Origin of the sequence: Streptomyces sp. NPDC091371 (assembly GCF_040684275.1) — a bacterium.
Taxonomy (GTDB): Bacteria; Actinomycetota; Actinomycetes; order Streptomycetales; family Streptomycetaceae; genus Streptomyces.
The window spans coordinates 147,660-166,539 of the sequence record NZ_JBFBFP010000004.1 but is presented as its reverse complement, the minus strand read 5'-3'; the positions used below and the strand labels follow the sequence as shown (position 1 = coordinate 166,539).

General features: G+C 72.9%; 20 protein-coding genes and 1 pseudogene. 11 read left to right on the top strand and 10 right to left on the bottom strand.

What is annotated here, in order from left to right; genetic code table 11:
- Positions 1-4 precede the first annotated feature (4 nt).
- A complete protein-coding gene (locus AB0O21_RS07595; RefSeq protein ID WP_365167455.1) occupies positions 5-412 on the bottom strand; it encodes a DUF3224 domain-containing protein in 408 nt (135 codons plus the stop codon).
- Positions 413-539: 127 nt separating this feature from the next.
- Here AB0O21_RS07595 and AB0O21_RS07590 point away from each other — a divergent pair, with 127 nt between their 5' ends.
- Together AB0O21_RS07590 and cpt are read left to right on the top strand one after the other, a co-directional pair.
- Positions 540-1,523, top strand: coding sequence for a WYL domain-containing protein (locus tag AB0O21_RS07590; protein WP_365167453.1), 984 nt, complete (start codon positions 540-542; stop codon positions 1,521-1,523).
- Positions 1,524-1,584: 61 nt separating this feature from the next.
- A complete protein-coding gene (gene cpt / locus AB0O21_RS07585; protein WP_365167755.1) occupies positions 1,585-2,106 on the top strand; it encodes a chloramphenicol phosphotransferase CPT in 522 nt (173 codons plus the stop codon).
- Between the two features lie 13 nt (positions 2,107-2,119).
- Here the strand turns inward: cpt and AB0O21_RS07580 are convergent, their stop codons facing one another.
- A complete protein-coding gene (locus AB0O21_RS07580; protein ID WP_365167451.1) occupies positions 2,120-2,851 on the bottom strand; it encodes a hypothetical protein in 732 nt (243 codons plus the stop codon).
- A gap of 64 nt (positions 2,852-2,915) precedes the next feature.
- Here AB0O21_RS07580 and AB0O21_RS07575 point away from each other — a divergent pair, with 64 nt between their 5' ends.
- The gene (locus tag AB0O21_RS07575; RefSeq protein ID WP_365167449.1) at positions 2,916-3,068 is read left to right on the top strand and encodes a hypothetical protein; all 153 of its coding nucleotides are present in this window, start codon (positions 2,916-2,918) and stop codon (positions 3,066-3,068) included.
- Between the two features lie 86 nt (positions 3,069-3,154).
- Entirely contained in the window at positions 3,155-5,551 is a 2,397-nt protein-coding gene (locus AB0O21_RS07570) for an excinuclease ABC subunit UvrA (protein WP_365167447.1), read from the top strand.
- Positions 5,552-5,573: 22 nt separating this feature from the next.
- Here AB0O21_RS07570 and AB0O21_RS07565 read toward each other — a convergent pair whose 3' ends face one another.
- Positions 5,574-6,617, bottom strand: a complete 1,044-nt coding sequence (locus AB0O21_RS07565; protein WP_365167445.1) for a saccharopine dehydrogenase NADP-binding domain-containing protein — start codon at positions 6,615-6,617, stop codon at positions 5,574-5,576.
- 103 nt (positions 6,618-6,720) lie between these two features.
- Here AB0O21_RS07565 and AB0O21_RS07560 point away from each other — a divergent pair, with 103 nt between their 5' ends.
- Positions 6,721-7,671: a helix-turn-helix domain-containing protein gene (locus AB0O21_RS07560; protein ID WP_365167443.1), complete on the top strand. Its 951-nt coding sequence runs from the start codon at positions 6,721-6,723 to the stop codon at positions 7,669-7,671.
- Positions 7,672-7,696: 25 nt separating this feature from the next.
- Here AB0O21_RS07560 and AB0O21_RS07555 read toward each other — a convergent pair whose 3' ends face one another.
- Together AB0O21_RS07555 and AB0O21_RS07550 are read right to left on the bottom strand one after the other, a co-directional pair.
- Complete coding sequence (locus AB0O21_RS07555; RefSeq protein ID WP_365167441.1) at positions 7,697-8,509, bottom strand: alpha/beta hydrolase; 813 nt, start codon at positions 8,507-8,509, stop codon at positions 7,697-7,699.
- A 160-nt stretch (positions 8,510-8,669) separates the two neighbouring features.
- On the bottom strand, positions 8,670-9,164 hold the full coding sequence (locus AB0O21_RS07550; RefSeq protein WP_365167439.1) for a GNAT family N-acetyltransferase: 495 nt from the start codon (positions 9,162-9,164) through the stop codon (positions 8,670-8,672).
- Between the two features lie 46 nt (positions 9,165-9,210).
- Between AB0O21_RS07550 and AB0O21_RS07545 the strand changes: the two genes are divergently transcribed.
- Entirely contained in the window at positions 9,211-9,789 is a 579-nt protein-coding gene (locus tag AB0O21_RS07545) for a TetR/AcrR family transcriptional regulator (RefSeq protein WP_365167437.1), read from the top strand.
- Between the two features lie 45 nt (positions 9,790-9,834).
- Here the strand turns inward: AB0O21_RS07545 and AB0O21_RS07540 are convergent, their stop codons facing one another.
- Positions 9,835-10,461 (bottom strand): hypothetical protein, encoded by a 627-nt coding sequence (locus AB0O21_RS07540; protein WP_365167436.1) that lies wholly within the window; start codon positions 10,459-10,461, stop codon positions 9,835-9,837.
- A 219-nt stretch (positions 10,462-10,680) separates the two neighbouring features.
- Between AB0O21_RS07540 and AB0O21_RS07535 the strand changes: the two genes are divergently transcribed.
- The 3 genes from AB0O21_RS07535 to AB0O21_RS07525 all read left to right on the top strand — a co-directional run bounded on the left by AB0O21_RS07535 (position 10,681) and on the right by AB0O21_RS07525 (position 12,958).
- Positions 10,681-11,211, top strand: coding sequence for a DUF4232 domain-containing protein (locus AB0O21_RS07535; RefSeq protein ID WP_365167434.1), 531 nt, complete (start codon positions 10,681-10,683; stop codon positions 11,209-11,211).
- A 130-nt stretch (positions 11,212-11,341) separates the two neighbouring features.
- A complete protein-coding gene (locus AB0O21_RS07530) occupies positions 11,342-12,373 on the top strand; it encodes an alpha/beta hydrolase (RefSeq protein ID WP_365167432.1) in 1,032 nt (343 codons plus the stop codon).
- A gap of 12 nt (positions 12,374-12,385) precedes the next feature.
- Positions 12,386-12,958, top strand: coding sequence for a GNAT family N-acetyltransferase (locus AB0O21_RS07525; RefSeq protein WP_365167430.1), 573 nt, complete (start codon positions 12,386-12,388; stop codon positions 12,956-12,958).
- A gap of 4 nt (positions 12,959-12,962) precedes the next feature.
- Here the strand turns inward: AB0O21_RS07525 and AB0O21_RS07520 are convergent, their stop codons facing one another.
- Positions 12,963-13,157 carry a hypothetical protein gene (locus tag AB0O21_RS07520; RefSeq protein ID WP_365167428.1) on the bottom strand — a complete coding sequence of 65 codons (195 nt, stop codon included), beginning with the start codon at positions 13,155-13,157 and terminating at the stop codon, positions 12,963-12,965.
- Positions 13,158-13,489: 332 nt separating this feature from the next.
- Here AB0O21_RS07520 and AB0O21_RS07515 point away from each other — a divergent pair, with 332 nt between their 5' ends.
- Entirely contained in the window at positions 13,490-14,221 is a 732-nt protein-coding gene (locus AB0O21_RS07515; protein WP_365167426.1) for an SOS response-associated peptidase, read from the top strand.
- A 156-nt stretch (positions 14,222-14,377) separates the two neighbouring features.
- On the opposite strand, the gene AB0O21_RS07510 is transcribed toward AB0O21_RS07515, so the two are convergent.
- From AB0O21_RS07510 to AB0O21_RS07500, 3 genes and pseudogenes are all read right to left on the bottom strand, one after another.
- Positions 14,378-14,926, bottom strand: coding sequence for a GNAT family N-acetyltransferase (locus AB0O21_RS07510; protein WP_365167424.1), 549 nt, complete (start codon positions 14,924-14,926; stop codon positions 14,378-14,380).
- A 17-nt stretch (positions 14,927-14,943) separates the two neighbouring features.
- Entirely contained in the window at positions 14,944-16,923 is a 1,980-nt protein-coding gene (locus AB0O21_RS07505) for a zinc ribbon domain-containing protein (RefSeq protein ID WP_365167422.1), read from the bottom strand.
- Positions 16,920-17,531: pseudogene (locus AB0O21_RS07500) on the bottom strand (IS607 family transposase). Before AB0O21_RS07500 ends, AB0O21_RS07505 begins: the two are co-directional and overlap by 4 nt.
- A gap of 173 nt (positions 17,532-17,704) precedes the next feature.
- Between AB0O21_RS07500 and AB0O21_RS07495 the strand changes: the two are divergent.
- The gene (locus tag AB0O21_RS07495) at positions 17,705-18,796 is read left to right on the top strand and encodes a DUF5954 family protein (protein WP_365167420.1); all 1,092 of its coding nucleotides are present in this window, start codon (positions 17,705-17,707) and stop codon (positions 18,794-18,796) included.
- The last annotated feature ends 84 nt before the right edge of the window (positions 18,797-18,880 follow it).

Below are 18,880 nucleotides of genomic sequence, written 5' to 3'. Positions count from 1 at the left end.
CCTGTCACAGCGCGTACGCGAACGTGTACTCGGTGGACTCCTCGCCGTGGCGGTGGGTGAAGCCGCCGGAACCGGTGAGCCCGGCCAGTTCACCGGTGCCGGAGCCCGGGACCACCTCGAAGCGGCAGCGCGTGCCGGAGGCGTCGAACTCGCCGCGTTCCTCCAGGACGAACGTCCCCTTGCGGCCTTCGACGCTGCCGGACAGCAGCTCCATGCCGCTGTAGGAACCGGTCGTCTCCCCGGTGTACGCGATCGTGTACGAGCAGCTGGTGCCGGGAGCCTCGATCGTGCCGGTGAAGGAATTGGTCACCTGCGCACGGGCGAGCCGCGGCGTGCTGTCGGCCGGGCCGACGGGGTCTTCCGTCCAGTCGGCGAAGGTGAAGCTGCCGCCGGCCTGCGGGGTCTGGGACATGGTGGTCCTCCAGGAGCTGTGGATCGGTCGGTGGGCCGGCCGGCGGCGGGGTTCGTGCCCCCGGCGTGAGAACAGCCTGTCCGGGGTACCTGACACCTTCTGTCAGGTATCCCGGACAATGACCCGCATGCGCGCCGACCGGCTCCTCTCCCTGCTCCTGCTGCTCCAGAACCGCGGCCGGATGACCGCCCCCGAACTCGCCGCCGAACTGGAGGTGTCGGTCCGTACCGTCTACCGGGACATCGAGGCCCTCGGCGCCTCCGGAGTCCCGGTGCACGCCGACCGCGGACCGGCCGGGGGATACCGCCTGATGGACGGCTACCGCACCCGGCTCACCGGCCTCACCGACGCCCAGGCCGGCTCCCTCTTCCTCGCCGGTGCGCCCGGGCCCGCGGGCGAGCTCGGCCTCGGCGCCGACCTGGCCGCCGCCCAGCTCAAGCTCCAGGCGTCGCTCCCCGCCGAACCTGCCGCCCGCGCCCGGCAGATCCAGGCCCGCTTCCACCTGGACGCCCCGGCCTGGTTCCGCGACGCCGACCCCGTCCCGCACCTCGCGCAGGTCGCCCAGGCGGTGTGGGACCAGCGGATCCTGCGCACCCGCTACCGCCGCTGGGGCGGCGAGGTCCACCGCGAGCTGCGCCCGCTCGGCCTCGTGGTCAAGGGCGGCATCTGGTACCTCGTCGCCCTCGCGCAGGAGGCGGTGCGGAGCTACCGCGTGGGGCGGTTCCTGGCCGTGGAGACCCTGGAGGAGGGCTTCGAGCGGCCCGCCGGCTTCGACCTCGCCGCGTACTGGCAGGAGAGCTCGCGCCGCCTGGAGACCTCGCTCCTGCGCCAGACCGCCGTCGTACGGCTCTCCCCGCGCGCCCGGAAGCTGCTGCCCATGCACTTCGGGTCGGTGGCCGTGCGCGCCCTCGCGGAAGCGGAGGCGGCCGGCCCCGACGCCCTCGACGCGGAGGGCTGGCTCCAGGTCCGCCTGCCCGTCGAGACGCATGCCGTCGCGGTCGGCGACCTGTTGCGCCTCGGTCCCGAGGCCGAGGTCCTCGGCCCGCCCGAACTCCGCCGCGCCGTCGCCGATGCGGTCGCCGCGCTGGCCGAACGCTATGCGCCGCGATAGCGCCGGAAACTCGCTGCGTCCTGTGCGGGGAGCGCCCTAATGTGGCGCGGTGACGATTCGGATGATCATTCTCAACGGTGGTTCCAGCTCGGGGAAGTCCGGGATCGTACGGTGCCTGCAGGCCGTACTGCCCGATCCGTGGCTGGCGTTCGGCTGCGACTCCTTCGTGGACGCCATGCCCGCGCGGATGCAGGAGTCGGACGGGGGCATCACCTTCGCCGCGGACGGCGCGGTGAGCGTCGGCCCGGAGTTCCGGGCGCTGGAGGCGGCCTGGACGGAGGGCGTCGCGGCCATGGCCAGGGCAGGCGCCAAGGTCATCATCGACGACGTCTTCCTCGGCGGAGCGGCCTCACAGCAGCGCTGGCAGAAGGCCCTCGGCGGACTGGACGTGCTGTGGGTGGGCGTCCGGTGTGAGAGCGAGGTCGCCGCGGGCCGCGAGATCGCCCGGGGCGACCGCGTCCGGGGGATGGCCGCGGCGCAGGCGGACGCGGTCCACGAGGGGGTGTTCTACGACCTGGAAGTGGACACGACGCACACCGAGTCCCTGCTCTGCGCGCAGGCCATCGCCACGTACGTCGGCTGACTCGGGCAGGGGTTCAGGAGATCCCGTACCACTGGCTGGCCCAGCCGGTGTTGATGGTGCTGGTCGACTGGTCGGCGAGGTTCACCGTCGGCGGCAGCGAGGTCTGGCCGGTCAGGAGCGTGCTGTAGCGGAGCTGCGGCGGCGTCAGGCCGGCGTTCACCGAGATGCCGGCCCCCGTGGACTTGAGCGTGAGCGCGTTGGTGGCCCACGTGCCGTTGAGGAGGAGGGCGATGAAGTACGTCCCGGGGGCGGCGGTGAACGGCTTGGCGAGGGCGAACGGCTTGGCGATCGGGTCGGTCATCAGCTGGGGCGAGACGTCCGCACTGGAGGCGACCAGAGCGCCCTTGGCGTCGTACACGCCGAGGTAGCAGTTCGCGAGCTGGGCGTTCGGGTCGATGCCCGCCAGGCCGAGCCAGACGTTCGACCAGGTGATCTGCTCGCGCAGCACGATCCGCACGAGGGTGACCCGTCCAGCGACCCCGGCGGCCGACTGGGCGGTGACGTGCCCCGCGTCATTGGGGTCGCCCGTCCAGGCCAGCAGGTTCTGGTCCTGCGGCCGGGGCCCCTCGAAACCGCCCCCGCCCCCGCCCCCGCCGCTCTGCGCGGGCGCCGGCGCCGGCGGGGGAGCCGCGGAAGCCGCCGTCCCGCTCCGGGCCCCGTCCGGTGCGGTGCAGCCGCCCAGGATCAGCAGCGACGCGAGGGCGGCGGCGAGGCAGGTCGTGGCGGCGGTGGTGCGGGTGCGCATGGTCCCCCCATGAGATGCGGCGGTGCTGACGGGACATGGTCACACGGGCCGGAACCGATCAGGAATGGAGAAGCCCTGGTCACACGGGCGCGGCTACCGTGACACCCTCGGCTTCGAGGTGCTGAGCGACGTCGGCCTCGCCGGCGCCTTCGAACGGCTGCGGGCCGCGGGAGCCGAGTTCGTCCAGGAGCCCGTCGAACAGCCGCGGGCAACCTGATCCGGATCAACGAGCTGAGCCGGGCTCGAAGCTGATTAGATCGAACAGTTCTTCCGCACCAGATCCGGCGCACAGATGGAGACACGATGAGCAAGGCCACGAGGACGGACACGAAGGCATCCGCGCTGCCCGTTGCCGACAGCCACGACTTGATCCGCGTGCACGGCGCACGCGAGAACAACCTCAAGGACGTCAGCATCGAGATCCCGAAGCGCAGGCTGACGGTGTTCACGGGAGTGTCCGGCTCGGGCAAGAGCTCGCTGGTGTTCGACACGATCGCCGCGGAATCGCAGCGGCTCATCAACGAGACCTACAGCGCGTTCGTACAGGGCTTCATGCCGACCCTGGCACGGCCCGAGGTGGACGTCCTCGACGGGCTGACCACCGTCATCACCGTCGACCAGCAGCGGATGGGCGCCGACCCGCGCTCCACGGTCGGTACCGCCACCGACGCCAACGCGATGCTGCGCATCCTCTTCAGCCGGCTCGGGAAGCCGCACATCGGCTCGCCCAAGGCCTTCTCCTTCAACGTCGCCTCGATCAGCGGGGCGGGCGCGGTCACCATGGAGCGGGCCGGGCAGAAGGTGAAGGAGCGGCGCAGCTTCAGCATCACCGGCGGCATGTGTCCGCGCTGCGAGGGCCGGGGCACGGTCACCGACCTCGACCTGACCCAGCTCTACGACGCCTCCAAGTCCCTTGCTGAGGGCGCGATCACCGTCCCCGGATACGCGGGCGGCGGCTGGAACTCCCGGCTGTACAGCGAGTCCGGCTTCTTCGACCCCGACAAGCCGATCCGCAAGTTCACCAAGAAGGAACTGGCCGACTTCCTGCACAAGGAGCCGACCAGGATGAAGATCGCCGGCATCAACATGACGTACGAGGGCCTCATCCCCCGGATCCAGAAGTCGATGCTGGCCAAGGACAAAGAGGGCATGCAGCCGCACATCCGGGCGTTCGTCGACCGGGCGGTCACCTTCACCACCTGTCCCGACTGCGACGGAACGCGGCTCACGGAGGGGGCCCGGTCCTCGAAGATCAAGGGGATCAGCATCGCCGATGCCTGCGCGATGCAGATCAGCGACCTCGCCGAATGGGTCCGCGGCCTCGACGAGCCCTCGGTGGCGCCGCTGCTCGACTCGCTGCGGCACACCCTCGACTCGTTCACGGAGATCGGCCTCGGCTACCTCGCCCTCGACCGGCCGGCGGGCACCCTGTCCGGCGGGGAGGCGCAGCGCGTCAAGATGATCCGCCACCTCGGCTCCTCGCTCACGGACGTCACGTACGTCTTCGACGAGCCCACCACGGGCCTGCACCCGCACGACATCAGCCGCATGAACGACCTGCTGCTGCGCCTGCGCGACAAGGGCAACACGGTGCTGGTCGTGGAGCACAAGCCGCAGACGATCGCGATCGCCGACCACGTCGTCGACCTCGGCCCCGGCGCGGGCCAGGCGGGCGGCACCGTCTGCTTCGAGGGCACCGTCGACGGGCTGCGGGGCGGCGGCACCATCACCGGCCGGCACCTCGACGACCGGGCCGCCGTGAAGGAGAAGACGCGGACGGCCACCGGGGCGCTGGAGATCCGCGGCGCGACGGCGCACAACCTGCGCGAGGTCGACGTGGACGTCCCGCTCGGCGTGCTCTGCGTCGTCACCGGGGTCGCCGGCTCCGGCAAGAGCTCCCTGGTACACGGTTCGATCCCCATGGGCGAAGGGGTGGTGTCGATCGACCAGGCCCCGATCCGCGGTTCGCGGCGGAGCAACCCGGCGACGTACACCGGACTGCTCGACCCGATCCGCAAGGCCTTCGCGAAGGCCAACGGGGTCAAGCCGGCGCTGTTCAGCGCCAACTCCGAGGGCGCCTGCCCCAACTGCAACGGCGCCGGGGTCATCTACACGGACCTGGCGATGATGGCGGGGGTCGCCACCACCTGCGAGGAGTGCGAGGGCAAGCGGTTCGACGCCTCGGTACTGGACTACCACCTCGGCGGGCGCGACATCAGCGAGGTGCTCGCCATGCCGGTGACGGAGGCCGAGGCGTTCTTCGGCGACGCCGACAGCGAGGCGCGCACCCCGGCCGCGCACAAGATCCTGGAGCGGCTCGCCGACGTCGGGCTCGGCTACCTCAGCCTCGGCCAGCCGCTCACCACCCTCTCCGGCGGCGAACGCCAGCGGCTCAAGCTGGCCACGCACATGTCGGAGAAGGGCGGGGTCTACGTCCTCGACGAACCGACCACCGGCCTGCACCTCGCCGACGTGGAGCAGCTGCTCGGCCTGCTCGACCGGCTCGTCGACTCCGGCAAGTCGGTGATCGTCGTCGAGCACCACCCGGCGGTCATGGCGCACGCCGACTGGATCATCGACCTGGGCCCCGGCGCCGGTCACGACGGCGGCCGGATCGTCTTCGAGGGCACTCCGGCGGACCTCGTGGCCGCCCGCTCCACCCTCACCGGGGAGCACCTCGCGGCGTACGTCGGCGGCTGAGCGGGCGGCTCGTCCGCGGGCCTCACCCGCGCAGTTCGACCGACAGGTGCGCGGACAGGGCGCGGAGGAACCCGGGGGCGTCGAAGGCCGCCCCGGCGGAGACGACACCGGCGGCCGTCCTGGCCCGTCCCGTGAGGACGCGGTGGACCGCCTCGACCGCGAGCGGCGCGCTGACCGCGTAGATGTCCTGGCCGCTCGCCACGGCGCGCCGCTCCTCGCCGCCGGAGCGGACGACGACGTCGACGAGGAAGGACTGCGCGGACCGCCCGCGCGCGTCGACCGCGGTCGGCGCCGGGGTGTCCGGCGCCGCCAGCTGCCCGGCCGCCTCGACCGTCATGTACGTGCGCACCTCGGGGACGGCCAGGTGGCTCGGGACGGTGACGACGTCGGCCATCGTGAACTCGCCGATCACCTCCCGGGTCCCCACCGGCTCGGGGAAGGACCACTTCAGGGTCGGCAGGGCGTCGTCGTGGTAGCGCAGCGCGCCCTGGCTGTAGCGGACGCGCCGGCCGGCCCTGCGCTCCCCGGAGACCTTGCCGGCGGCGCGCGTCCCGGCCGTGGGGTGCCAGCTGTTCAGCCCGTACGCCACGTGCACCTCGTCGGCCCCCGCCCAGTCGCCCATCGCCGCGGTGACCAGCAGGTCGCCGAGGCCGCCGAAGAAGGCCATCGCCGGGATCACGACGGTGCCGGCGGCCCGGGCGCGGTCCGCGTACCGCGTGAACGTGTCGGCGTTCGCCTCGATCTCGGCCGCCACGTCCACGTACGGGATTCCCGCGCGCAGCGCCGCCTCGATCACGGGGCCGCCGGTGGTGGCGAAGGGCCCGGCGGTGTTGACCACGGCGGCCGCCCCGGCCAGCGCGCGGTCGAGCGAGGCCGGGTCCTCGGCCGAGGCCTGCCGGACGTCGAGCCCCGGATGGGCGGCGGCGAGCTCCCGCAGCTTGCCGGCGTCGCGTCCGGCCGCGATCGGGACGAACCCGCGCTCCAGCAACTCGGCCACCACGAACCGCCCGGTGTGCCCGTAGGCCCCGAACACCGCCACCGTCTGCCCCGTCTGACCTGCACTCATCAGCTTCTCCCGCCCGCGCTTGAATGTTGAACTACGAACATCATGCGGGCCTCGGGCGGTCCCCGCGAGTGTCCGGAACGACATGGCCCGTACAATTTCGGACATGACCACTGTCGCGCTGGCCGTCACCGACGGGATGCTGCACTTCGAACTCTCCCTGGCGTGCGAGGTCTTCGGCTACGACCTCTCCGGCGTGGCCGACCCCTGGTACAGCCTCGCCCTCTGCGGGCCGAGCGCGGTCCGGGTCGGCCGCTTCCGCCTGGAACCCGACAGCGGGCTCGACCGGCTCGCCCACGCCGACCTGGTGATCGTCCCCGGCTGGGCCGACATCGACGTGGAGCCGCCCGCCGAACTGGTCGACGCCGTGCGCGCCGCCCACGAGGCCGGCGCACGCGTGGCCTCGCTGTGCACCGGCGCCTTCATCCTGGCCGCGGCCGGCCTGCTGGACGGCCGGCGCGCCACGACGCACTGGGCGCACACCCGGGCCCTGGCCGAACGCCATCCGCGGGTGGAGGTCGACCCGGACGTGCTCTACGTGGACAACGGGAGCGTGCTCACCTCCGCCGGCAAGGCCGCCGCCATGGACCTGTGCCTGCACCTGGTCCGCCTCGACCACGGCTCGGCCGTCGCCAACGCCCTCGCCCGCCGCCTGGTCGTGCCCCCGCACCGGGCCGGCGGCCAGGCCCAGTTCGTCCCGGCCCCGGTACCCGCCCAGGACGACCACCCCCTGGCGGACCTGCTTCCCTGGGCGATCGACCGCCTCGACCGCCCCCTGACCGTGGAAGACCTGGCCCGCCGGGCGAACATGAGCTCGCGCCACCTGGGCCGCCACTTCCGGTCGGTGACCGGCACCACCCCGCTGCAATGGCTGCTGACGCAGCGGATCCGGCGCGCCCAGGAACTGCTGGAGACCACGGGCGACAGCGTCGACGCCATCGCCGAGGCCACCGGCATGGGCACCGCCGCATCCCTGCGCCGCCACTTCAACCGCACGGTAGGCGTCCCCCCGGACGCCTACCGCCGCACCTTCCGCAGTACGCGGTCCAGCGGCTGACGGGCCACCACCGGACCGCGCGCGGTCATCGATCCGAAGGCCCCGCCGTGGTGAAGAAGTCGGTGAGTACGGGTGCGAGGGCGTGCGGGTCGACGTTGTGGTTCTGGCCGGGGAGCGTGTGGAGGGTGTAGTGGTCCCCGTGGGAGGCGAGCGCCTTCGCCGCGTTGGCCAGGTACGTCTCGCCCGCGTCGCCGTGGCCGACGAGGACCGGGACGTTCACACCGGCCCAGCGGTCGGTGGGCAGGGGGCGTCCGGTCATGAAGTCGGCCATCAGCAGGCCGTCGTAGGAAAGGGTGCGGGCCACGGCTTCCCATGCGGCCCAGGCGGGGGTGTGCCGCATCTCCTCGATGGCGGCCGGCGGCATGGCCAGGCCCTCGGTCAGGAAGTAGGTGAGGGCCCCCGTCGCGTCTCCCCGCGCGACGAGGGCCTTGATGCGGTCGACGTATCCGGACGGCAGGTGCGGGCGGGTCCCGTCGACGATGAACGGCGGTTCGTACAGGGCGAGCGCGCGGACCGCGCTGCCCCTGGCCACGGCCTCCAGGGCCAGAACGGCTCCGGAGGACATCCCGAAGAGCAGCACCGGCCCGCCGGCCCGCTCGATCACGGCGTCCAGGTCGTCGATCTCGCGCTGCACGTCGTAGCGCGGATGGTCACCGCTGTCGCCGCGTCCCCGCCGGTCGTAGTTGTAGACGGTGAAGTCCCGTGACAGCAGCGCGGCGAGAGGCGCGTGCCGTGCGCGGGTCATCAGCGTGCCTCCGACGAGGACCAGCGCGGGACCCGTCTCTCCGTGCTGCTCGCAGGCGATGGGCGTTCCGTCGGACGAGACCACCGTGTACATCTGTTTCCCCCCGTGTTGCCGCTGCCGTGTGGCACGAGCCTCGATGGGCAGGCTACGACCGGCGGGCTCCGGGATGATCTTGTGCGGATGAACAGGATCCCGAGGTGCCGCCTGGCCGAACGGCCACGCCGCTCCCGGAGCGACTCCTGGCGGCGCCCGGTCAGAGGCGGCGTTGCCAGGTCTGGCCGACGAGGTCGTGGCCGAAGCTGTGGTGGGGCTCTTCGGCGACGAGCTCGAAGCCCTGCTTCTGGTAGATGCGCCGGGCCGAGCCGAGGACGTCGTTGGTCCAGAGGGTGATCGACTCGTACCCGGCCTCCCGCGCGAACCCCAGGCACTCCTCGACCAGCCGGGCCCCCAGGCCCAGCCCGCGCGCCGCGGGGTCGACGAGCAGCAGCCGCAGCTTCGCCGTCCGCTCCTCGTCCGCGCGTACGCAGAACACGCAGCCGGCCCGTGCGCCGTCGACCTCGGCGATCCAGGCGGCCTGCGGCCCGGGGTGCTTCCCCACCGCGTAGTCGGCGACGATCCGGGCGACGAGTGCCTCGAAGTCCGTGTCCCAGCCGAACTCGCGGTCGTAGAGCTCGCCGTGCGCCATCACCACCCAGCCCAGGTCCCCGGGCCGGTCCAGCGGCCGAATGACCACCTCGCGCTCCGCCATGACACCCTCACCTCTACTGAAACGACTGTTTCAGTAGACTAGCCCGGTGACCCGATCCGAGCCAAACCCCTCCCCGCGCCGCCAGGAACTGCTGGAGGCCGCCTACGCCTACGCCCTGCGCAGCGGCCTGGGCGAGCTGTCCCTGCGGCCGCTCGCCGAGGAGATCGAATCCAGCCCGCGCGTACTGCTGTACCTCTTCGGCAGCAAGGACGGCCTGATCCGCGCCCTGCTCGCGCGGGCCAGGGCCGACGAACTGGCCCGCGTACAGCAGCTCGCCGACGCGCAGCACGGGCCCGACGGGCTGCGGGCGGTCGCCCGTGAGCTGTGGCGATGGCTGGCGGACGAGGCGCACCGGGGCCTGCTGACCCTGTGGGTCGAGAGCTACGCCCGCTCCCTCGTCGACCCCGACGGGCCGTGGGCCGGTTTCGCCCGCGATACGGTCGGGGACTGGCTGGCGCTGCTGGCCGCCGCCCAGCCCGCCGGGGTCCGCGACACGGAGGCCGCGCTCGCGCAGCGCACCCTCGTCCTCGCCGTGCTGCGCGGAGCCCTGCTGGACCTCCTCGCCACCGGCGACACCGCCCGCACCACCGCGGCGGTGCACCGCCATCTGGACGGGTGCGCCTGACGCCTGACGCCTGACGCCTGACGCCTGACGCCGGACGCATTGACGCTACGGGGCCGCCTGCGGATCGCGCGAAGAAGGCCCCGCCTCCTGGGCCCGGTCCCGGTCCTGGGCCCTGGCCCGGTCGCGGAACCACACCACCGTGCCCACGAGCGCCGCCACGGCCACCCCGTACAGCGGCAGCCACAAGGTCGTCGTGGCCGCCAGGCATTCGGCAACGGCCGTGCGGGCGTGGGCTTCCCGCGCGAACGCCAGGGCCGCACCGTCACTGCCGGCCAGGCTCCCGAGCGCGGCCTCTGTCCGGAAGGCCTCGTACCTGCCCAGCAGCACGCACTCACTGCGCGTACCCGGCATGGGGAAGAGCCAGGCCCGGCGCTGCAGCAGCGGCGCGAGTGCGATCGCCACGCACAGCCCGACGACCAGCGCGTACGCGACCAGGCCGCGCACGTACGCCGAGCGGATGTCCGGCGTCCACTGAGCCCGTCGCTGGAAGGCGAGCATCACCGCGAGGAGCGTCACCCCGATGAACGTGGCGAACCACTGCCACGAGCCCTGGGCGAGCGCGAACGTCAGCACGGCGGCGAGCCCGATGCCGATGACTCCGGGAGCGGGAACCTCCCCACCTGCCGCGGCGGACGCCGGCCTCGGGGTCACTCGGGCACTGGTATCGCTCACGGGCCTCTCCTGCGCGGGGAGCCACCAGCATCCGCCCGCACCCCGCCACCGCCAGAACCGCCATGCCGTACGCCCCCCACGCCCCGCCCGGATGGCCCGCGCCGGGCAACGGTTCCGCCGGGCCGCCCTTGGCGCGCGCCCGGGCCGGGACGGTGCCACGCTGGACAGGGAGGTGGACGGTCCGCGCGGCGCCGCACCCGGTGCCCCGGGAGGAGAGCCATGACCCATGCGCGCACGCTCGCGGCGGTGGCCTGTGGTCTGCTTGCCTGGACGGGCCCGATCGCCGCGGCCGCCGCGGGAGGCGGAGCCGGGCAACGGGCAGCTCCCGCGCCCCCGTGCCGCAGCGCCGATCTCGTCGCGGACAGCGCGCAGCGCCTGGGCGCGACCCGGATCCGGATCACCGTGGTCAACGAAGGCCCGGGGCCCTGCGTCCTCGAGGGCCACCCCACCCTCGCCCTCGCCGGCCAGGGCTCGCCGGACCGGAACAGGCCCCTCGCCGTGCACCGGCAGGGCGCCGCGCAGCCGGTGCGGCTGCCCGTCGGCGGTGCGGCGGAGGCCCTCGTCACGTTCACCCCGGTCCTCGGTGAGGCCGACGGGTACTGCGCCTCGAGCCCCGAAGAGCCGTTCGTCGCGCCCTCGATGGTCGTGGGCATCGCCGGGGGCCGGTTCCAGCTGGGCGTCGACGACGGCGGCGAATTCGCGCTCTGCGGCACGAGCGTCCGCGCCACCGCCTTCCGAGCCGCCCCCTGACGGGGCGGGTTGCGCGGCGCGGATCCGGGGCGTGCGCGTCCGCCCGGCGGTGTGATTGGCTGGGCCGTATGGGTCTCAGGCGAGTGTCCGTCACATGGGGGAGTGCGTACGAACGATCGGGGGGCGGGTCATGAGCGACGGCATCCGTGTTCCGGCAGCGGAGTCGGCAGCGCCGCCCTTCGACCCCGAACTGGGCCTCGTACTGGCGGCGTTGAGCAAGGAGGCCCGGGAGCCGATCACCCCGGACACCCTTCGGGCCCGGCAGGAGCGCGACGCCGCGAGCCGGCCCCGGCCGACGGCCGAGGACCTGCGCGCCGGCGGCCGGTTCGAGGTGACGGAGCTGTCCGTGCCGGGACCGCCCGGCGGGCCGGAGGTCACCCTGGTGAGCGCACGGCCCGCCGGACTCGCGGGGCCGCTGCCCCTGCTGTACTACATGCACGGCGGCGCCATGGTCATGGGCAACGCGTGGTCCGTGCTGCCGAGGATCCTGCGCGAGTGGGCCCTCCCGCTCGAACTGGCCGTCATCTCGGTCGAGTACCGGCTCGCGCCGCACGTGCGGTACCCGGACCCGCTGGAGGACTGCTACGCCGGCCTCGTCTGGGCGGCCGGACACGCGGCCGAACTCGGCATCGACGCCGACCGCATCGTCATCGGCGGCAAGAGTGCCGGCGGCGGGCTCGCCGCGGCCCTCGCCCTCCTGGCCCGCGACCGGGGCGGCCCCCGGGCCCTGGGGCAACTGCTGCTCTGCCCCATGCTCGACGACCGCGCGGACACGTTCTCCAGCCGGCAGATGTCGGGCCTCGGCGTATGGGACCTCACCTCCCACGCGACCGTGTGGCAGGCACTCCTGGGCGACCGATACGGCGCCGCCGACCTCCCGCCCTACGCGGCCCCCGCCCGCGCCACGGACCTCTCCGGGCTTCCCCCGGCCTACATCGACGTCGGGTCCGCCGAGATGTTCCGGGACGAGGACGCGGCGTACGCGAACGCGCTGTGGCAGGCCGGCGGCCAGGCCGAACTGCACGTGTGGCCCGGCGGGTTCCACGGCTTCGACGGCCTGGCACCGAACGCGGCCATCAGCCAGGACGCCCGCGCCACCCGCACCCGCTGGCTACGGCGCCTCCTCGCGACCGGAGCGGCGCAGGACGCGCGGGCTTCGTGACAGGGTTGCGGCATGACCATCGAAGTTCGTCCGGCCTCGGCCTTCGAGGACGCCCGCCTGCTGCTCGGACCGAAGTCGCCCGAGTCCAACGTCTGCTGGTGCCTGAGCTACCGGATCCCGTCCAAGCTCAACAACGAGCTCCGCGGGCCCGCCCGCGGTGAGTACGTCGCCGGGCTGTGCCGCGCGGATCCCCCTCCGGGAGTCATCGCCTACGACGGCGACACGCCGGTCGGCTGGGCGGCGGTGGCGCCGCGCGCGGACACCTCCTTCGCGCACAGCCGGAAGATCCCGCACGTCGACGACCTGCCGGTCTGGTCGTTGTGGTGCATCCGGGTACGACCCGGCCACCGCAAGCAGGGGACCTCGCACGCCCTCATCGCCGGCGCCGTGGAGTTCGCCCGCTCCCAGGGCGCACCGGCCGTCGAGGCGTACCCCCTCGACAACGGTGACGCCAAGGTGGACACGACGATGGCCTACGCCGGGATCCGGAAGAACTTCGAACGCGCCGGGTTCGTTCATGCCGCCGACACCACCTCGGTGCTGGCCGGCCATCCCCGGATCCTCATGCGGTTCGACCTGCGCTGACGGATCAGGCCGAAGGGCTCAGGTCGCTGGGCTCCTCGGCCGGCGCCCCCTGGCCGTCGCCAGCGCCGCCGAGCGCGGCCGCCGCTGCCCGCTGGCGGCGGACGTGGCGGCCGCGCAGGGCGGCGTACAGCGCGGCGGTGACGAGGCCGGCGGCGCACCAGACGGCGAGGACCACGGCGATCGTGGGGAGCACGGACACGGGGGCTCCTCGGGGTGTGCGGCAGCAGGCGTGCGGAACGGGCGGGGCGGCGGCGCCGACGCCGACCGCTGTCCCAGGAGAACGAGCGGGAGGTCGTCCACGGTTCGGCCGGGGCCCGTGTGGTGGGGGTGAACCCGCCGCGCGGACCGGGCTCACCGTGACCGAAATGTACCCCGAGGGCGCGGACTTCACGCTGGACGAGCTCACCGCGCTCGTCGGCGAGCGGCGCCGGGTCCCGCGCGCGGGCCGCGCGCAATCGGGACGAGCGCCGGTTCCCGACCGCCGGTGTGGTTCGCGGCCCGTTTCCGCCGGCGGGGTGGCAGGGTGGGGGCATGTGCGGTCGATATGCCTCCTCCCGGGCCCCGGAGGACCTCGCGGGCCTCTTCGAAGCCGAGCGGGATCCCGGCGCCGAGGATCTCGGGCCCTCCTGGAACGTGGCCCCCACCGATGACGTGTGGGCGGTCCTGGAGCGGGCCGACCGCGGCACCGGGGAGGTGGCGCGGCGGCTGCGGCCGGTGCGGTGGGGCCTGGTGCCGTCGTGGGCGAAGGACCCCGCGGTCGGCTCGCGGATGATCAACGCGCGGGTGGAGACGGTGCACGAGAAGCCGGCGTACCGGCGCGCCTTCACCCGGAGGCGGTGCCTGCTGCCCGCGGACGGGTTCTACGAATGGGTCGCCGTACCCGCCACCGGCTCGGCCAAGGCCTACAAGCAGCCGTACTTCATCCGCCCCGAGGACGCCGCGGTGATGGCGATGGCCGGGCTGTACGAGTTCTGGCGCGACCCGGCCGTCAAGGACGACGACGACCCCGCGGCCTGGCTCATCACCGCCACGATCATCACCACCGAGGCCACCGACCGGGCGGGCCGGGTCCACCCCCGCATGCCGCTGGCCCTCGACCCGGGGGACTACGACACCTGGCTCGACCCCGCCCACCAGGACACGGCGGATCTGCGCGCCCTCCTCCACACCCCGGCCGGAGGCCGCCTCGCGGTGACGGCGGTGTCGACGGCGGTCAACAGCGTCCGCAACAACGGCCCCCACCTGCTGGATCCGGCCTCCTAGTGCTGTGACCGGCAAGGTTCACCGGGCCACGGCGCCCGGCCCGGCACCTCGCTGTGTTGTCGGACCGCGCAAGTACGTCCAGTGCGAGCCGCGGCCCTCCGTCTTGCGATACACCGCACCGGACACCGCGACCGGCAGACCTTTCCGGCCACAGCACTAGCCGACCCGACGCGCCAGCACCTGCCCCGGCCATGCCCCGGAGAGGAAGCCTCCGGTGCGGGTGAAGCCGTTGCGCTCGTAGTACGCCACCAGTTCGCCCCCGCCGCCCGCCCAGCAGTCCACCCGCAGCAGGTCCACCCCGGCCCGGCGGGCCTCCTCGGCGGCGTGGGCCAGCAGCGCCGCGCCGATACCCAGGCCGGCGTGCGGGCGGTCCGTGACCAGCAGCCGGACGTACCGCTCGGGTTCCCCGGCCGGCGCGATCGGCAGCTGCGGGCTGGGGCCGGTGTCCAGCACCAGGGCTCCGACGGGAGTTCCGTCCAACTCGGCGATGTGCGGGGCGTTCTCGGTCAGGTACCGCTCGACCCGCGCCACCCCGCCGGGCTTCTGCGAATACGGCGTCGTGCCCCACTGCTCGGTGTTCCCGCGCGCGTTCATCCAGGCCACCGCGGAGTCGAGCATGGCCAGGACGGCCGGCGCGTCGGCCAGGCGGCCCGGTCTGATCCGTATGCCGTGCGCACCGTGTGTTCCGCGTGTTCCGTCGTTCATGGCGGAAGCGTCTCTAATCAGCTAAGCGATCCCATGTCAGACGTAGTGTCTGGCAACGGGATTGCCCACCGTGGTGGGGTGGCGTGAGCGTGGAGGTGGAATCCCGCGCCCAGTGCTGCTCCGTGTGGCCGGTGTCGGCTGGTGGTGGGTGTGCTGATCGTTGTCACGCCCTGGTGCCGGTGGGCTGCGCGGGGCAGCCGGGTCCGGTCCGTGTGAGCGTGTCCCTCCGGACGCTTGCCCGCCGGACCTGTGGGTCTGGTGGGGGAGGGTGTCCGGCGTCGCCTGGGCGTCGGACGTGTGGTTCGAGGCCGGGTGGGGCCGGTCTTGGACCGGTCGTTCCGGCGGGTCTTGTCGGCAGTCGGTGTGATGACTGCGCGGGCTTCGAGCTTGTCCACCACGGAGTGGATGACCATGGTGGCGCTGGCGCGGTCCACGACGGTCTTGGTCTGGTGGGTGAGGCCGCGTGCGGCAATACGTCGCCACGCCCCGTTGTCGCGGTCGCCCTGCCACCGGCAGGAGGTGTTCGGACAGATGGCCCACTTCCACCCAGTTGTGGTGGGCCGGTTGGGGGCTTTGCGATGCCGCAGCGGGGTGAGGCACTGGGGGCAGTGCTTGGAGGTGTTCCGCGCCGGGATGGTGACGACGGCGATACCCGCTTCGGCGGCGAGGTGGCGCATGTGGTCCACGATCTGCCCGCGCACTTGCTGGGACATGCGGGTGTTGTGAGTGCGGCCCATCCCTTGGGCTTCCATCGACCGCAGGTCTTCGAGGTAGATGACGGTCGCCCTGGCGGCGATGGCCTGGTCCACCGTCCAGCGTGCGGAAGCCCACGCGAGGGCGTCGTTGAGGTGGGAGCGCCGGTCGGAGATATGCCGGATCTCGTCTCGCAGGTTTTGGTGCCTGTCTGCCAGGACGTGCTGTTGGTCTCCTGCGGTGAGCCGTTGGTAGTGGTCGGCTTTGGTGTGCAGGTGCTCGGACAGCCGCCTGAGCCGGTGCTGCTTGGCGAGTACCCCGGCGGCCCGGAACTGGGCACCAGAGCCGAGGGCGGTGATCCGCCCGTCGTGGTGAAGGCGCGTGGCCCCGGCGGACAGCAGGGTGTTCAGGCCCCAGTCCACGCCCAGCGCGACTGTGTGACCGGTGCGGGCGGTATGGGGAACGGCGTGGGTGTAGGCGAGATCCGCCCGGACCTGCCCCTGGTGGATACGCAGGGTGGGCAGGTGCAGCACCGCACCGCCCGGGATCGTCGGCGGCAGCGAGATCGGGCAGGCCACCCAGGTCCAGTCCTTGTACGAGGCCGGATCGGGCCGAATGGGGAGCTGGAGGCGCAGGAGTGCGCGGCCTGGTTCGTCGGCGCGTTCGATGGTGGCCTGCTGCCCGTCGCAGGCGGACAGCAGCAGCATCCGCGCTATCCGGGGCACGGTCTCCACCTCGAACACATCAACCGGCATCCGGCCGTTCTTGGCGGTGAAGGCGGCGATCTGCCGGGTGCGGGACTTGATCACGCTGTCCGGCAGAAACTGGCCGCCCGGCACCGCATCCCGTACCGCGTCCCACTCGTCTGCGGTCCGCTTCGCCGGATCGCAGGGCCAGGTGGCGAGCACACCGCACGCCAGGTCGGCACGCCACTTCGCCGACCGCAGAGCGCGCCCGGCCTGTTCCTGGGCCATGCGGACGATCCGGTCGTTGACCCGGATACCGTCCGGTGCGGCGACTGTCCAGCCCAGGCGGCGCAGCGCCATCCACGCGTTCGACGGCAGCTTCCGGCCGCCCGCGTCCTCACCGGACGCCAGGCTGTCCACGTCGGTGGTGTTCCAGTGCTCGGCCAGCAGTGCGCCGGTCATGCCGGACACCAGATCAACGGCCCATCCCACACGCTGTGCGAGCGTGGTGGCGGGCAGAAGTTCGCCGGTCTTCTCGTCCACACCGGTACGCAGCAGGCCACGGGCGCACGCAGTACGGGAGGTCTCGCCCTCGGCGAGCGGCAGTTTCCGGCTCACCGGCCACCACCGTCTTCGGTGCACTGGCTGGTCTCAGCGAGCAGCCGTTTGCGGGCCTCTGCCGACCGCATCCCATACAAGCGGCCCGCGAAGGTGGCGACCAACGAGACGAAGTCTTCGAGGAGTTCATCACGGCCACCGGACTTCTTCGGGTGCAGGACTTCCAGGGTGACGCCGTACACGGCGAACAAACGCTTGAGCCAGCCCACACCGAACCGGGCCAGGCGGTCCTCATGCGTCACCCGCACCGCCGTCACCGACCCATCGGAGACCATAGCCTAAACCCGATTCAGGCCGGGCCGGTTCTCCCGCAGGGCGGAACCACGATCCTTGACGACCTTCACGACCTCGCCTGCGGACGTGGCCCGCAACTCCTCCTCCTGCGCGGCCAGCGATGACTCCTGCCCCGACGAACCCGACACACGCACATACAGAACCTCCCGCCTCGGGCGGGAGGCTGCGGAGTTGCTGCCGCGCTTCATGTTCTCCACATCGACCGAGGAGAACCGACGCTCACGACCGACCCAGGAGAACGGGATCTTGCCGTCGATAGCCCACTGGCGAAGCGTCATCGGGTGAATCCCCAGACGCTTCGCGGCCTTGGACATACGCAGCAACTCCATGTGCGCAACTATGGATGCACAACGCTAGGGATAACTAATGAAGTTGGTGAGCCTAGGCGGCGCGGGCCGACTCAGCAGAGTCGCCGGGCGGGGACACCCGCGGGTGGGGAATCGGCGAATCCGCGGCGGCGCCGCGCCGTGGTTGCCACGATGGGTCCATGGATCCTCGGGATGTGGGGCCGGGCGCGTCGCGGCCCGTCGTGGTGCGGGTACCCGTCGAGCCGGTGGAGGCCGCGGTCGAAGCCGACGCGGTCGACGCCGCGGCACGGGCGGGCGACGTGGTGGTGCGCGGCCCGCTGTTCGGGGTGGCCGCGCAGAGTGCCGGGGACGGGCCGCGCTGGCGGGTGGTGCTCGAAGTGACCGCCGGCTGCCCGCAGCAGGCGCGCGACTCGCTGAACTCGATGCTGTGGTTCCGTGCGAAGGACCACGCACAGGACAGGGAGGAGCGGCGCTCACTGCTGGCCGCGGTCGCCCGGCTGGAGAGCGAGAGGGTCGACGAACTCACGGCCGCCGGAACCCGGTACCGGGTCGTGCGCGCCGAGGAGTACGCGGTCGCGGGCCCGGACGGCATCGAACAGCCGCGCCCGACCGATCCGGAGCCCGCCGTCCCGAACTGGGACCGGGCCGCCAAGGACCCGGGCATCGACGAGGGCCTCCTCCTGGACCCCGACGCACCGGTCACCCCCACCCAGGCCCTCGAGCAACTGGCGCTGCGCACCCTGCGCTACACCGGCGAACGGTTCCCCGAAGACGTACGGGCCGACGCGCACCGGGCGCTGGACACCCACCCGGACGTCCTGCTGCTCCCGGCCACGTTCACGGTCGTGGAGCAGACCGCCGCGCGCGGCTGGAGCCCGGTCACCGGCCCGCACTCCACCGCGCACGCCGCGCGCAAGTCCCTGGACTTCTTCCTGACGTGGATGTGGCCGCGGATGAGCGGCCACATCCCCGAGGACGCCGACCCGCGCTCCGACGCCCGCACCCCGGCGACGGCCGGCGGGGCGGGCTCCGCCGACCGGAGGGCCGCGGAACTGGCCGCGTACGCCGGGGCCGCAGACTCGCTCCGCGCCGGGCGCGTGAACCGCCTGGAGTTCCAGGGCGCCGTGTACCAGCTCGTCCGCACCCGCCGCCTGCTGCGCTGGGGCCCCGACGGACCCGAGGGGCCGCGCCCGTCCGACGTGAACGGCCAGGACCCCGCGCGCATCCACCCCGCGCTGGACGAGGACGGCCGGATGATCCCCGAGGAGTGACCGTCGTCGCAGGCCAGAGGCACCCCAGCCCGCCGTCCTCCCACAGCCTCCTGGATGATGGCGGGACGCACGAGGGGGGAAGGG

Coding starts and splice junctions, on each gene's coding strand:
- AB0O21_RS07560 (WP_365167443.1), top strand. CDS start 6,721: ATGACCACTGTCGCGCTGGCCGTCACCGACGGGATGCTGCACTTCGAA.
- AB0O21_RS07530 (WP_365167432.1), top strand. CDS start 11,342: ATGAGCGACGGCATCCGTGTTCCGGCAGCGGAGTCGGCAGCGCCGCCC.
- AB0O21_RS07525 (WP_365167430.1), top strand. CDS start 12,386: ATGACCATCGAAGTTCGTCCGGCCTCGGCCTTCGAGGACGCCCGCCTG.
- AB0O21_RS07570 (WP_365167447.1), top strand. CDS start 3,155: ATGAGCAAGGCCACGAGGACGGACACGAAGGCATCCGCGCTGCCCGTT.
- AB0O21_RS07535 (WP_365167434.1), top strand. CDS start 10,681: ATGACCCATGCGCGCACGCTCGCGGCGGTGGCCTGTGGTCTGCTTGCC.
- AB0O21_RS07565 (WP_365167445.1), bottom strand. CDS start 6,617: ATGAGTGCAGGTCAGACGGGGCAGACGGTGGCGGTGTTCGGGGCCTAC.
- AB0O21_RS07510 (WP_365167424.1), bottom strand. CDS start 14,926: ATGAACGACGGAACACGCGGAACACACGGTGCGCACGGCATACGGATC.
- AB0O21_RS07555 (WP_365167441.1), bottom strand. CDS start 8,509: ATGTACACGGTGGTCTCGTCCGACGGAACGCCCATCGCCTGCGAGCAG.
- AB0O21_RS07590 (WP_365167453.1), top strand. CDS start 540: ATGCGCGCCGACCGGCTCCTCTCCCTGCTCCTGCTGCTCCAGAACCGC.
- AB0O21_RS07580 (WP_365167451.1), bottom strand. CDS start 2,851: ATGCGCACCCGCACCACCGCCGCCACGACCTGCCTCGCCGCCGCCCTC.
- cpt (WP_365167755.1), top strand. CDS start 1,585: ATGATCATTCTCAACGGTGGTTCCAGCTCGGGGAAGTCCGGGATCGTA.
- AB0O21_RS07550 (WP_365167439.1), bottom strand. CDS start 9,164: ATGGCGGAGCGCGAGGTGGTCATTCGGCCGCTGGACCGGCCCGGGGAC.
- AB0O21_RS07575 (WP_365167449.1), top strand. CDS start 2,916: ATGGAGAAGCCCTGGTCACACGGGCGCGGCTACCGTGACACCCTCGGC.
- AB0O21_RS07595 (WP_365167455.1), bottom strand. CDS start 412: ATGTCCCAGACCCCGCAGGCCGGCGGCAGCTTCACCTTCGCCGACTGG.
- AB0O21_RS07495 (WP_365167420.1), top strand. CDS start 17,705: ATGGATCCTCGGGATGTGGGGCCGGGCGCGTCGCGGCCCGTCGTGGTG.
- AB0O21_RS07515 (WP_365167426.1), top strand. CDS start 13,490: ATGTGCGGTCGATATGCCTCCTCCCGGGCCCCGGAGGACCTCGCGGGC.